General features: G+C 36.6%; 7 protein-coding genes. 5 read left to right on the top strand and 2 right to left on the bottom strand.

Translation table 11 applies throughout. The annotated features are described in order from the left end of the window. Nucleotides 1–47: 47 nt before the first annotated feature. Nucleotides 48–7,067 carry a DUF6443 domain-containing protein gene (locus tag ACXR6G_RS07325; protein ID WP_458360762.1) on the top strand — a complete coding sequence of 2,340 codons (7,020 nt, stop codon included), beginning with the start codon at nt 48–50 and terminating at the stop codon, nt 7,065–7,067. A gap of 12 nt (nt 7,068–7,079) precedes the next feature. Beyond that, complete coding sequence (locus tag ACXR6G_RS07320; RefSeq protein ID WP_458360761.1) at nt 7,080–7,424, top strand: hypothetical protein; 345 nt, start codon at nt 7,080–7,082, stop codon at nt 7,422–7,424. Nucleotides 7,425–8,000: 576 nt separating this feature from the next. Here the strand turns inward: ACXR6G_RS07320 and ACXR6G_RS07315 are convergent. Continuing rightward, nucleotides 8,001–8,375 (bottom strand): thioesterase family protein, encoded by a 375-nt coding sequence (locus ACXR6G_RS07315; RefSeq protein WP_458360760.1) that lies wholly within the window; start codon nt 8,373–8,375, stop codon nt 8,001–8,003. Between the two features lie 192 nt (nt 8,376–8,567). Beyond that, complete coding sequence (locus ACXR6G_RS07310; protein ID WP_458360759.1) at nt 8,568–10,142, bottom strand: peptide chain release factor 3; 1,575 nt, start codon at nt 10,140–10,142, stop codon at nt 8,568–8,570. A 296-nt stretch (nt 10,143–10,438) separates the two neighbouring features. Between ACXR6G_RS07310 and ACXR6G_RS07305 the strand changes: the two genes are divergently transcribed. From ACXR6G_RS07305 to ACXR6G_RS07295, 3 genes are all read left to right on the top strand, one after another. Next, nucleotides 10,439–10,939: a metallophosphoesterase family protein gene (locus ACXR6G_RS07305; RefSeq protein ID WP_458360758.1), complete on the top strand. Its 501-nt coding sequence runs from the start codon at nt 10,439–10,441 to the stop codon at nt 10,937–10,939. 544 nt (nt 10,940–11,483) lie between these two features. Continuing rightward, a complete protein-coding gene (locus ACXR6G_RS07300; protein ID WP_458360757.1) occupies nt 11,484–13,748 on the top strand; it encodes an aconitate hydratase in 2,265 nt (754 codons plus the stop codon). Between the two features lie 90 nt (nt 13,749–13,838). Next, nucleotides 13,839–15,149 carry a citrate (Si)-synthase gene (locus tag ACXR6G_RS07295; RefSeq protein WP_458360756.1) on the top strand — a complete coding sequence of 437 codons (1,311 nt, stop codon included), beginning with the start codon at nt 13,839–13,841 and terminating at the stop codon, nt 15,147–15,149.

The following is a 15,149-nucleotide window of genomic DNA, read 5'->3' as shown; positions in this document are numbered from 1 at the left end:
ATAGTGCTTTTGTTGAATTAAAAGTTAATGCCTAATTACCTGTTCCCATGACTAGAATAATAAGACAAATCATATTTATAAGCTTTAGTTTGTTGCTTAGCTTCAATCTAAAGGCTCAACTTCCCATTGTCAATCAGGATAGCTTAAAGATCCCGAAGGTAAAAACAGAAAGCCGAACCAAATCGGCAGGAGGCGGCAGTAGCTCTGGAGGAATTGCACCAGTTTCCATGCCCATTATGCCATCAGCCAATGCGGCTTCATTGGTTAGGGCAGCAACAGCGTCTCCCAACTTATATACAGGTGCAGTCAATGTGAGCATCCCACTAGTCACCATACCCGCACAAGGTATGTCTGTGCCTATAGGTTTGGTTTATCAATCGAATGGGGTAAAAGTAAACGACAGAAATGGCCCACTTGGTATGACTTGGAACCTGCAAGGTGGTGGGGCGGTAGCACGTATTGTGAGAGGCTATCCTGATGAATTTAATGGACTACTGTATGAAGAAACATGGAAGGCGAATAAACCTAATAAAAGAAAGAGGACAAAGATTAAACTAAAAGGTTACTGGAATACGAATTTCCCAACTGATTATAGTAAGAATGAAAAAAGTTATCAAAAAGTTATTGATCTATGTCAAGGTAAAGATGATGAGATATGGGACTCTGAGCCCGATAAATATTTCTTTTCAGCACCTGGATTATCAGGTAGTTTTTATATCCCTAAAAATGGTATGAGGCCCATTTTACATTGTGATGCTGATATTGATTTACAAGTTAGCTATAAGGATAATGAGATTAATGGCTTTGTGATTACGACTGTTGCAGGTGTTTGTTATGAATTTGGTATGAACTCGCAATATGCAGAAAGGCAAACATTCACAATTGAGAGTAGAAATAGTGAAGCTAGACACAACAAAATTGAAAATTATTTATTTGATTTAAAATTTGAATTTGAGGAACCTGCACTTTCAAAAAGATGGCTTGATGATAAGGATGCTTATACTTCAACATGGTACTTAAAGAGAATTCTAACACCATTTAATAGAGATATTTTAAATTTCACTTACGATGAGGAGATTGATAAGGTGGAAAAGCAAGCTCAATCTTTAGATGTTATTTTAGATAATTCATTTAATTATTTCGAACTCAGTGGCGGTAAGACTCAAATTGAAACTTTTCATAACCCAGAAAATGAATATTACCTTTCTCAATTATTTGCGGCAAAACAAGTCAGTAAAAAGATCATACGTCCCAAGAGATTAACAAGAATTAATTGTGAAAATGGAGATGTTGAATTTTTGTATTCCAAAGCTGATATAAATAATAATAGAAGAATCTCTAATTTGATAATCTATGGCTCAGATAAGAAGAGTGTTGTAAAACAAATTTGTTTCGATTATGATGCTGTAAAAAGTACTGTAGGAGAGCCATTATACCCTAATTTATCAAAATCAGGCGGTTTTTTGGAATCATTAATTGGTGATAATAGTCTAAGTAATAAAAAAGAGGATACTCGGTACTTTTTGAATAAAATATATGAGCTTGATAAAACTCAAAGAGAGGAGATTAAGCTATTTAGTTTTAAATATCACCAATATAAACAATTACCTATAATTAATTCTCAACAGCAAAATCAATTCGGGTTTTACGTTAACTACCCAAACCTAAAATCTCATTACTACATAGATAAGAATTCAAATTATCATCCGCTTTTAGCCTTAGCTTATCATCATTTAGGAGAGTATAAGTTACCTCAGGTTGATTTTAATGAGAATAAGATCAATATAAAAGATACAACAGTAGTTAATGGAATTTTAACTTCTATGCAAAATGCGACTGGAGCGGTTACGAAGTTTGCTTACGATGCGACTTTTGAAGGTGCAATCTTAAAACATACGACGACTCTTGATGGTGATAAGAAAATTGGGAATATTGATTATACCTATCAAGCTGCATCGATACCATTAGGAAATAATTCTAGGAAATATTTATTGGGAGCGAATAAGTTCGGTCTTACGCCATGGGGTAGATCAGAAGCCTCTTTAACCCAAGGAGCAGTAAAAGGATATGGTGTCGTAACAACAAAAGCCAACAAAATTAAAAATCGATTTGAATTCACGACTGCTTCAGATTATGACAATATTAATAAGCGAAATTCAACGTTTAAACGAAAGTATATTGAAAAACTGGTACTCTTTTATAATGGTTACGATCATGATTTTTCTAATATGAAAAATGTTGTTGATGAATTACGGCGTATAGGTTACGATGAAGCAGTTGATGAGTATAATGACAAATGGAAGAAAGTGGTTGGGGAGGAAAATGCTGAAAAATTAAAAGGAACAATCTTATATGCCGAATTTTTTGCAGGTTGTTTTAGTAATTATAGAAGTGTAGATCAATGGATGATAATTAATTATTTTAAGAATTTAGAGACTGTTTCAACAAATGATATTGGGAGACCTACTGAAAGAGATCAACTTAGGGGAATATTGCTAAAAAAAGAAACGTTTAATTCAAATGGAGATGAGTTAGGTGTTGAAATATATGATTATTCACCAATACTTATTTCTAAGTATGATTCAGAAACACCACCATTTATTGTTTCTGAATCTTATACTGATACAAGTGATGAAGAATATATAGTGCCTTATGATATTGAATATGAGTCGTTACGCTTAAATTATATACAGACGATAAGTTTTGTATCAAAACATGAAAGGCTGAGTAAGCAAATGAGTATCAAGAAATATTCCGATATTCATCCATTGCTTCCTAAAATTACACTTGAAGAAAACTTTAGATCTGGAGATGAATTGAGAACTGAAAGAACTTTCAAAATCTTTTCAGAGTACAAAGGAACTTCTACCACAAAATCTTTATCACCAAATAAAGATGATGAACCAGATGATGATGATAATGGAGGCAGTACAAGTGTTAAATACCTTAAATTTAAACCTTATCCTAAATATCAGATACAAAAACAGGTTGTTAAAAAAAATGGGAAACAAGTATCGGGAAGCGAAATTGTATATAATAATAAAACTCGATTGCCAGAACAAAATAAAGCATGGGTAAATGGTGAATATGAAACCACCTTGACATACGATAAACTAGACAATAAAGGAAGAATTCTTGAAGCTCATGGGCGAGATGGAATAAAAATCGCCTATCGCTATAAAGGTAATTTTATCGAGTTAGCAGCTAAGAATGCAAGTTATGAAGACATAAAGAATGGTAAGGCTGAGGATTTAAGAAAAAAACTTGATGATGCTTTAATCACTTCCGCAGTTTATTCTCAAGAGGGATATTTAACTAGCCAAACAGATGCCAATGGTACAAAAGTATACCATGAGTATGATAATTTTGGACGCTTGAAATTAGTCAGTGATTTTGATAAAAATGCTTTAAAAGCTTACGATTATCAATATGGAAAAGTGGGGCAAACGAGCGCTATTACCAGAAAGTTGGGAATTGGTGAGATGGTACTTGGCGATAACTTTACAGTAGGAGGTTTTCTTGAATCAATAACTGAAGGTCTGCCTTCTGCAGGTAGGAATTATACATCCTCATATACTTTCCGAAAAGAAGGGGCTTTGTTTCAGGAAAAGAATAAATCTGAAAAAGCAATTAAAAGTATCGAATATCAAGATGGCCTAGGACGTCCTATTCAGCAAATAAGCTTGAAGACACTACCTGGAGAATATAGCGTGGTTAAAGGGTTTGAGTATGATAGTTTAGGACGACAAAGTACGCAATATAGAGCTTTGCCCATGCTAACTAATGCTAGCTATAAAGACTCATGGAAGACTTATTTAAAATCTGCCTACCAAAGCTCATATAAATCTGAAAGTTTGTACGATTCATATAATCGAGTGAGTAAACAGGGCAGTTTTGGTGATAATTATGCCTTAAATGCACATGCCAGTACATATAAATATGGATTGAACAGAAGTGGTATTCCTTCCTACAGCATTGCACAAGGGGATGATGAATTTAAGGCTAAAACATTCCGTTCAGGTGCATTGATTAGAAACTCGGTTTATTTTGAAGGTATCACAAACGTGAGCTACAAAAATATGGATGGGCAAGTGGTTCGAAAGGCCGCTGTAAAGGGAAATGTGACCACCGATCCGAATTACGATACTGCCTTGATTACGGACTATGTGTACGACGACTACGGGAATTTAAGAGCCATATTACCACCACAGGCTAAGGGAGATATAAATCAAGAGAAACTTGTTTATCAGTTCCATTACGATGATCGAGGGCGAGTGGTTAAGAAAAAAATACCAGGAGCTGGTTCTATTGTATTGGCTTACGACGACTTAGATAGACCTATAACAGAGACTGATGCTTTAGGCAATACCAGCTATGTGAAGTATGACGAATTTTCGCGCCCTATTGAGACGGGGCTTCGACTCCGCTCAGCCACCGGAACAGGTTCAGATACTGATATTCCTCTGCAAAAATCGCATTACGACAATTACGATTTCAGCTTTGCCAAGGATAATACGCCTAGCTTTAAGAATGCTAAGGAAAATAAGGGGCGAAGTACAGGTAGCGAAACCAAAGTGCTGGGCGAAGAGATTTGGATTAAGTCGGTGAACTATTACGACAAGCGTGGGAGACTGATAGAAGTAATCAGCCAAAATAACACGGGTGGTATTGATAAAATTAAAAACACTTGCGATTTTGAGGGGAAAGTGCTCAGTTCTGTTCTAACTAAAAATTACAGAGGCAAAGAATGGATCGTAAAGCGTGAATATGCCTATGGGAAAACAGGTGAATTGCTCGATATGAGCCATAAGGTAAACAAAGAGAGAAAGGTGATTCTTAATTCGTTTAAGTACAAACCAGATGGTGCTTTAGCAGGAAAAAGTGTACACAATGGAAAAATAAAAACCAAATACGAATACGACGAACTGGATAGAATGGTGAAAACAGCTACTGAAAAATATTTTGAGTTAGAACTGGCCTTCGATTCCAATTTAGATGGCACACAAAACACGCCCTATTACGATGGGAGCCTGTCAGCCGTGGCTTGGAAAACCGCAGGTGAAGATCGCTTAACTTACAGTTTCGATTACGATGACTATAAAAACTTGAAAGCTGCTAACTCAAGTGATCATGCTTATACAGCAAACTATAGTTACAATATAAATGGCAATATGGAGACTTTGGCACGTCACGACAGTTTGGGGCTTTACCAAAGTTTTGCATATAAGTACAAGGGCAATCAGCTCGATAGTTTGCAAAGGCTGAATTCCGAAGAGGTAGAAGTTTGGCCAGGCGATGCCAATAATAATGCAACTGTTGATGTGGACGATTTGCTTGATATCGGTTATAATTATAACTTGAAAGTGAGACCTCGCGATACCCGAAGTGATGCATGGATGGCTTGGTGGGTGAAGCGCCGTAAGGGGGATAAAACCGTGTTTAGCGATAGCAATGGAGATGGTCTCATTAATGAGAAGGATACTGTAGCTATCAATCAAAATCTTTTGAAATCGCACCCCATCGCTAAAATAAATAAGAACAACACCTATGCCTATCGTTACGATGACAATGGGAATATGATATACGACGAATACAAGAATATCGAAATACGATACAACCATTTAAACCTACCCGATACCATTATTGCCCATGGGCAAGGTAAAATAATCAACGTCTATTTAGCTGATGGAAGCCTCTTGCAGCGTAAAGTTATTGTTATAGAAAAAGACAAAGATGGATATCCTGCAGAAAATAAAATTGATTGGCTTGATTATCAAGGAGAATTCCTTTTTCAGAAAGACAGACTCTCTAAAATTATTACCGAAGAGGGCTACGCGAGCCCTTCGGAAAGCAATAAAAAGAAGCTGACCTACCACTATGTGGTGAGCGACCATTTGGGACATAGCCGAGTGGTGTTGGACGAGAAAGAGAATGTGGTGCAAACCACAGCCTATTACCCCTATGGTTTACCCATAACTGATCTCTCTAGCGAAACAAAAAATAATTACCTTTATACGGGCAAAGAGTTTATTGGGGAATTTGGTTTGAATTGGTACGATCACCATGCCCGCCAATACGATGCCGAGATTGGGCGTTGGAGTGCTATTGACCCTGCCTTGCAAGCCGCATCACCTTATATGGCCATGGGTAACAACCCTATGATGTATGTGGATACCGATGGTAAAACTTGGGGGATTTTTAAAGGCATAAAAAATGCTTGGGATTATGCATGGGATAAGGGAAATCAATTTGCCAGATGGGCTGAAGAGAATGGCATCCCTTCAGCAGGGATAGGGATGAACTATAATAATGGAAGTGGATTTGGGCCTTCTGCGAATGTGAATGGTCAGCCACTTGACTTAAATGGCGGAATGGCGAGTATGAATAGAGGGCTCGCAAATGCTAGTAATTCAATTGCTACGCAACTGGCAAGTTTAGATATGCCAAACTATAATTATAGGCCATTAGATAGGTTATTGTTTCCTATGGTAGGGTGTGGCCCTATACACTGTAATGGAATTTTAGCAGATGGACAGGCTAATTACCCTACTTTTAATTGGTATGATAATTTAAACTTAGGAAGAGTTGTTTGGAATCATTGGGCTACAAGAAATATTGTTCCTGATTTTCTATCTCTTGGTGTTGGATTTAGTGGAGTTGTAGGTGTAGGTGGAAGTTCAAGTGTTGAACTTCAATGGGTCACAAGAGGGCCACAAGCTTCATTTTATCCAGCTATTACAGCAACTCAGGCTGTAGGTGCTGGTTACTCTATTGATGCAACTTTAAATATAGGAGGTGCTCGTTATTTTGGAGATATAAGCGATATTAAAAGAAGAATGTTGTTGTCGAATATTGGAGAAGGAGATGTTCCGACAGGATTTATTAGTGGTGGTGCGGTTGCTGGAGCTAAAGTTGGTTTTACTTCGACATTGGGAAAAGCTAATAATGGATTTATTATTGGCAATACTTTTAATATTGGTGTAGGATTACCTGCAGGCCCGGTTCCTATAAATGGTGCTATGGGTGTTAGTAATACATGGATGATACATGATTTCTATAAAAATTAATTTTTAAGTAAAATGAAAAATACGAAAATCAAATACATAATTATTGCACTTATATTCGTTGTGGTATACGTTGTAATTACTGAGTTGATATTTAAAAATAGAAGGCAATTGTTTTATGAAAGTAATTTACAAGGCAAACTAATTGAAATTTATTCTAGTAGGGATGGAATTAAAATATCGATTAATAGTAACGATAAAAGCTACAGGTTTTATCCTATAAAATCTTTCGATACGTCTAAATCTTTTGAAAATGTTGCTCAAATAGGTGATTCAATTATCAAACCAACAAAATCTGATACACTTAAATTGATAAAGAAGGGTAAAGTGTATTTATATACTTTCAGGAAGTCTGATTAATAGTAAAATTCAAAATCAGGAATAGCTGTAAGATATAATATTAGGACACAAAACATGGTATTATAAAGACGGAAGAGTAAGCTTCCTATGAGTTACAAATAGATAGAATATATCTTTTGGATCTTATATTTTTGAATTTATAGGAGTGTTAATGAGATATTTATTTCAATTAATACAATGGGCTTTTACCCAAAAGAAATTAAAAAGTTTTAAAGAATTATGGGATGGACCATATACAGAGGATCCAATGAATAGTATTTCATATGGAATGATAAGTATTTTTATAGGTGTGTTTTTCTTGTTTATTTTTATTCTACTTACAATTTGAATAATGGGTTGACAAAAATGGGATTTCTTCCATCTACCGCAAGTCTTTGATTTGTGTAATAATTAGAAATATAAAGCCCAATACTTAATTAAAAAGTGTTGGGCTTTATTATGTGCTTTCTCACATCCTGAACAAATGTTATATTATTAGTGATGCCATAAAAAAGCCCATTCAGAATATATCCGAATGGGCTTTTTTATGTTTTTGTAACAGTCTAACAGTCTAACAGTCTAACAGTCTACAGAAAGTTAGGCTCTTTCCATAAATTTGATAGGATCGATAATGTAGCGCTTATGTAGTGATGAACCAATAGGGCCATCTTCATCAGCTGCATCAATTTCGAAAGTCAATTTTTTACCATCAACCTCAGTTAGTTTAGCCGTAAAAGTTACTTTCTTACCAACTTTTGTTGCTTTAATATGCTTTGTGTTAATCTGAATACCAACTGTATCAAGACCTTTATCTAAATCATTTGCGATGCATTTTACAGCGGTGTTTTCCATGAATGCCACCATTGCTGGTGTTGCAAAAACAGGAAGGCTGCCTGATCCATGTGCAATGGCTGTATTGCTTTCTTCAACCGTAATTTCCTGAGTGAAGCTTAATCCTTTATCTAAAGACATAATTGTAATGTTTTAAAAGTCGTAATAGTTAAAAAGTCCAAAGGTCTAAAAGTCCTAAAGGTCCAAAAGGTCCCAAAGTCTAAAAAGTCCAAGAGTCAAAAAGACATCATATCTAACTTCAACCTTTTCTCTCCTCCCGAGGCTCCAGCTCTGCTGGTCCCGAGAATCGGGATTATCCTTTAACCTAGTTTGTTAAAATTCCGAAGTGAAATGGAATTCCAAATTCTTATAATTCGCTTGTGCCATTTGCAACATATAACCCGAATCGGCTAAGAATACATCTCTGCCTTGTTTATCCTTGGCAATAAACTGGTATTTGGCTTTCTTAAACTCTTTCAACTCTTCATCGTCGTTCGACTTAATCCAGCAAGCTTTGTGAAGGTTGATATGTTCCCAACGACATGATGCGCTATACTCGTGTAGAAGACGGTATTCGATAACTTCAAACTGAAGTGCTCCAACTGTACCAATAACCTTACGACCATTGAATTGAGAGGTGAATAGCTGTGCCACACCTTCGTCCATAAGCTGATCGACACCTTTTGCAAGCTGTTTCGATTTCATTGGATCGGCATTCTCAATATACTTAAACAATTCAGGAGAGAATGAAGGAATTCCTTTGAAGTTGATTTTTTCACCTTCAGTTAAGGTATCACCAATTTTGAAGTTTCCTGTATCATGCAGACCAATAATATCACCAGGGAAAGCCTCTTCAACAATTGATTTTTTCTCTGCCATAAAAGCCGTTGGACTTGAGAATTTTATTTTCTTACCATTACGAACATGCAAATAGGGCGTGTTTCGTTTAAAGGTACCCGATACAATCTTCACAAAGGCAATTCTGTCGCGGTGGTTCGGATCCATATTCGCGTGAATCTTAAATACAAAACCAGAGAATTTTTCTTCAGTAGGCTCGATGATACGCTCAACAGTCTGACAAGGCAGAGGTGAAGGCGCAATCTTGATAAAGACATCAAGTAACTCTTGTACACCAAAGTTATTCAAGGCTGAACCGAAGAAAACAGGTGCAATCTCAGCATTCAAATAGTCTTGAACATCGAATTCAGGATAAACACCTGAAACCAAATCCAATTCTTCACGAAGAATTGCTGCATCTTCACCAATATGATCTTCTAATTCAGGACTATCAATATCGGTAAATTCAATGGTGTCCTGAATCGTTTGTGTTGCAGGTGTAAATAAACTTAAATTTTTGTGGTAGATATTATACACGCCTTTGAAATCAGGTCCCATATTAATAGGCCAACTTAAAGGGTTTACATTCAATTGTAATTCTTCTTCAATCTCGTCAAGCAAATCGAAAGCATCCTTACCCGAACGGTCCATTTTGTTAATGAAGACAATAACGGGTGTTTTTCTCATACGACAAACCTTCATCAATTTTCTGGTTTGTGCCTCAACCCCTTTGGCAACGTCGATTACAATAATAACCGAATCACAAGCGGTAAGTGTACGAAAGGTATCTTCAGCGAAATCCTGGTGACCGGGTGTGTCCAAAATATTAATTTTGTGACCCTTGTATTCAAATCCCATTACCGAAGTTGCAACCGAGATACCTCTCTGACGTTCAATTTCCATAAAGTCAGAAGTTGCAGTCTTCTTAATTTTGTTCGATTTCACAGCACCTGCTACGTGAATAGCACCTCCAAATAACAAAAGTTTTTCGGTTAGTGTTGTTTTACCTGCATCGGGGTGAGAGATGATACCAAAGGTACGTCTTCTCTTTATTTCGTCTATAAAAGCCATAGCTAATTGTGTTTTCTTTCTACTTGAAACTTAAAATTGAGAGTGATTGAACGTATAATATATGTCGAATCACAAACATCAAAGGGCTTATTTGTTCTATATAAAAAAGCATGCAAAACTAAGCATTTTTAGTGGATTTTAAAGTTTGCTCTCAATGAAAATAGTCAATTCAATCCTGTTTTAGAATCAAAAATGCTCAATTTACCGATATTGTTGACTTTACTGAGCTGTGTGAACATTATTTCATCTATTTTTAGCTTTCTGAAAAAGACATTAAGCTAAAAATAGAGATAAACATGAAGAGGATTGCTTTACTTTCTGATACGCATTCGCATTTAGATGATAAAATATTCAAACATATAGAAGCTTGTGATGAAATTTGGCATGCTGGAGATATTGGTAATATTGAAACGGCTGATCGATTGGCAGAACTATTGCCACTGAAAGCTGTTTACGGCAATGCCGATGGGCAGGATGTTCGCCAAGTGCATCCTCTGAATCAAAGGTTCAAATGCGAAGAGGTTGATGTGTGGATGACCCATATTGGTGGTTATCCCAAACGTTATGACATAAATGTACGTGAAGAGATTAAGAGGAACCCACCTCAGCTTTTTATTTCAGGTCATTCTCATATCCTTAAGGTGATGTTCGACAAGGATCTTAATCTGTTGCACATTAATCCGGGAGCAGCAGGTTTGCAAGGTTTTCATCAAGTACAAACTTTGATTCGTTTTACTATAGATGGTAAGCAAATTAAAGACTTGGAAGTTGTTGAATTTGGTACGAAAGGCAAGTAACTTGCTTTATAAGGCCATCATTTATTTTACTTGAAAGCTCATCAGATTGATTCTGATGAGCTTTTTTATTATTTGATTAGTTTGTGTTTGATAATTTTCGTCTATTTAAAGAGATTCGCCTCCAATTACCCTAATTAGAGAATAATTTCACTATCTCTTCATCAATTATTTTTCTCTTCAAAATTTTCTTTTATAAGATTTTTTCAATCGTCTCAAATCAAAGATACATAGGCAATTCTAGAGCAGACAAACATAAATCATAATAGCTGATTTATGTAGACTAGCTAATCCACAACCCATTAGTTCTTAATTATATCCCATAGAATTGAATTATTTACCTGCTTTTAGTATATTTAGATATCTAAATGCTTAAGGAGTCCGATTTGTGTTGAAAGCAAGCAAAAGCAAGGATTTAGAACTAAATAAAAGAAGATCTTTATGTCTGATTTATGAGTTTTTTTATTACTTTAGGAACTCGAAAAAAATAACCTCAAAAGGAGAATACCTCTTTTTATATATCAATATCAAACCAAAATTTTAGAACATGCTTTTTGACCTCGAATTGATTAAATCTGTTTACAAAAATATGCCAGCCCGAATTGAGGCTGCTCGAAAGAATTTAGCAAGACCTCTTACGCTTAGTGAGAAGATTTTGTATTCGCATTTATTCGATAATGATTCTTTGCAGGAATTTAAAAGAGGAGATGCTTATGTGAACTTTGCTCCAGATCGTGTTGCCATGCAGGATGCGACGGCACAAATGGCATTACTCCAATTTATGAATGCTGGAAAATCGAAAGTGGCAGTTCCTTCTACAGTGCATTGCGATCACTTGATTCAAGCTTCGGTAGGTGCTGACGACGATTTAAAGGAGGCTTTATTACAAAATAATGAAGTTTATAATTTCTTACAATCTGTATCAGATAAATATGGTATTGGTTTTTGGAAACCAGGAGCGGGTATTATTCATCAAGTTGTTTTAGAGAACTATGCTTTTCCTGGTGGGATGATGATTGGAACCGATTCTCACACGGTAAATGCCGGTGGCCTTGGAATGGTTGCTATTGGTGTTGGAGGGGCTGATGCTGTAGATGTGATGGCAGGAATGGCTTGGGAGCTTAAAATGCCTAAGCTGATTGGTGTGAAGCTTACAGGAAGACTAAGCGGTTGGGCGTCGTCTAAGGATGTGATTCTAAAGGTTGCAGGTATTCTGACTGTAAAAGGTGGGACTGGCGCTATTGTAGAATATTTTGGAGATGGTGCTGATGCTTTATCTTGTACGGGTAAAGCAACCATTTGTAATATGGGTGCTGAGATTGGCGCAACAACGTCTATCTTTTCTTACGATAAAAACATGAGCACTTATTTACGTCACACAGGACGTGAAGAAATTGCTGAATTGGCTGATAATATTATGCCACACTTGCGTGCTGATGAAGAGGTGACTTTAAACCCTGAGAAATATTACGATGAACTTATCGAGATTAATCTTTCAGAATTAGAGCCATTTATTAATGGCCCATTTACACCAGATTTAGCACACCCACTGTCTGAATTTGCTGATGCTGTTAGGAAGAACGGTTACCCACAAAAATTGGAAGTTGGACTTATTGGTTCATGTACCAACTCGTCATACGAAGATTTATCCAGAGCAGCTTCACTAGCCAAGCAGGCTAAAGATAAAAACCTGAAAGCAAAATCTGAGTTTATTGTAACGCCAGGATCTGAGATGGTTCGATATACAACTGAAAGAGATGGTATCCTAAATGAATTTGAGAATATTGGTGGTGTCATCATGTCGAATGCTTGTGGACCATGTATCGGACAGTGGAAACGTCATTCTGATGATCCAACACGTAAGAATTCAATTATAACCTCATTTAATAGAAATTTTGCCAAGCGTAACGATGGTAATCCTAATACACACGGCTTTGTAGCTTCGCCAGAATTGGTGACAGCCATGGCTATTGCCGGAGATTTAACTTTTAATCCAATGACAGACACGCTAATCAACGAAGATGGTGTAGAAGTGCGATTGGATGAACCACAAGGTTACGAATTACCACCACATGGTTTTGATGTGAAGGATGCAGGTTATCTGGCACCTCAAGCTGATGGGAGTGCTGTGAATATTGTGGTTAATAAGATGTCGGAACGTTTACAGTTATTAGCTCCATTTAAAGCTTGGGACGGTGACGATTACATGGGACTTAAACTTTTAATTAAGGCTAAGGGAAAATGTACGACTGACCATATTTCAATGGCTGGTCCTTGGTTGCGTTTCCGTGGTCACCTCGATAATATTTCTAACAATATGCTGATTGGTGCCATCAATTATTTTAATGACGAAAGCAACTCTATTTTCAACCCAGTATCTGAAAAGTATGAAGAAGTGCCTGCAACAGCTCGTGCAATCAAAGCAAAAGGTTTAGCCAGTTTTGTTGTCGGTGATGAAAATTATGGAGAAGGTTCTTCTCGTGAGCATGCCGCTATGGAGCCACGCCATTTGGGTGTAAAAGTTGTTTTAGTTCGATCTTTTGCTCGAATTCATGAAACGAATCTGAAAAAGCAAGGCGTTCTTGGTTTAACATTCGCTAATAAAGCGGATTACGATAAAATTCAAGAGAAAGATGAAGTTGATGTTTTAGGATTGAAAGATTTTAAGCCAGGGAAAAATTTGACTCTTGTATTGAAGCACGAAGATGGAAGTCAAGACAAAATTGAAGCCTGCCATACGTATAATGAAGCGCAAATAGGATGGTTTAAAGCAGGAAGCGCATTAAACCTTATTCGTAAACAAAACAATTAGTAAAATGGGTATTTATAAAAGGAGATATCCAAAAATACTTAAAAAACATAAAATCAATTTAAACAATAACATTCTAACTACACTAGCCATATGAGAGAGACCTTAAAACTAAAATTATCAAAAAAAATTGATGAGCATCGACCGAGAACAGAACGTCTTTTAAAGGAATTTGGTGATGTTCAGGTAGATAGTGTTACTGTAGCACAAATAATAGGAGGTATGAGAGGTATCAAATCTCTTGTTACTGATATATCTTACCTCGATCCGGAAGAAGGGATTCGTTACCGTGGCTATACGCTTGACGAAGTCATAAAAAATCTACCTAAGGCTAAGGGGGCAGAAATGCCTTTCGTTGAAGGCTTGTTTTATTTGCTTTTAACGGGAGATTTCCCAAATGAAGATGAAGTGATGCAGGTGGTTGAACAATTTAATAAGCGTCGTATTGTACCACGTTACGTTTACGATGTGATTGACTCTTTCCCTGCATCAAGTCACCCAATGGCAATTTTTTCAACTGCCATTTTAACCTTGAATCGCGAATCTGCTTTTAACCGTCAATATAAGGCTGGACTTAATAAGAAAGATTACTGGGAAGCAACTTACGAAGATGCTTTGAATTTGTTAGCAAAGCTACCAGAAATTGCCGCATATATTTATAATAAGCTGTATCGAAAAGGAGACAGAATCCAATCTGATCCGAATTTGGATATGGGAGCAGATTTTGCACATATGATGGGTATAGATAAGCCTTACGATGATGTCTCTCGTCTGCATTTTATTATTCATTCCGATCATGAGAGTGGTAATGTAAGTGCACATACAGGTCACTTGGTTGCTAGTTCATTATCTGATATTTACCTTTCAATTTCTGCTATGATTAACGGTTTAGCAGGACCACTTCACGGATTAGCCAATCAGGAAGTGTTGCGTTGGTTACAGGATGTAATGGACAAGATGGATAATAAGCTGCCAACTGAAGATGAAATGAAACAGTTTGTATGGGATACCTTGAATTCAGGTCAGGTAATTCCTGGTTTCGGTCACGCCGTATTGCGTAAGACGGATCCGCGTTATATGTTGCAACGTGAATTTTCTAAGAAGCATCTACCAGATGATCCAATCTTTAAATATGCTGATTTGCTTTATAAGGTTGTTCCTCCAATTCTTCTGGAGCATGGTAAAGCTAAGAATCCATGGCCTAATGTCGATGCACAGTCGGGTGTTATTCAGTGGCATTATGGCGTAAAAGATTACGATTTTTATACCGTTCTATTTGGTATTGGACGATCAATTGGTATTTGTGCCAATATTATTTGGGACAGGGCTTTAGGTTATCCGCTTGAACGACCAAAATCAGTGACAACTGATATGTTAGAAAAAATGGTTGGTATTAAGAAGTAA

It is taken from the genome of Ancylomarina sp. YFZ004, assembly GCF_054254355.1.
This window is presented reverse-complemented; position numbering and strand designations above follow the sequence as displayed.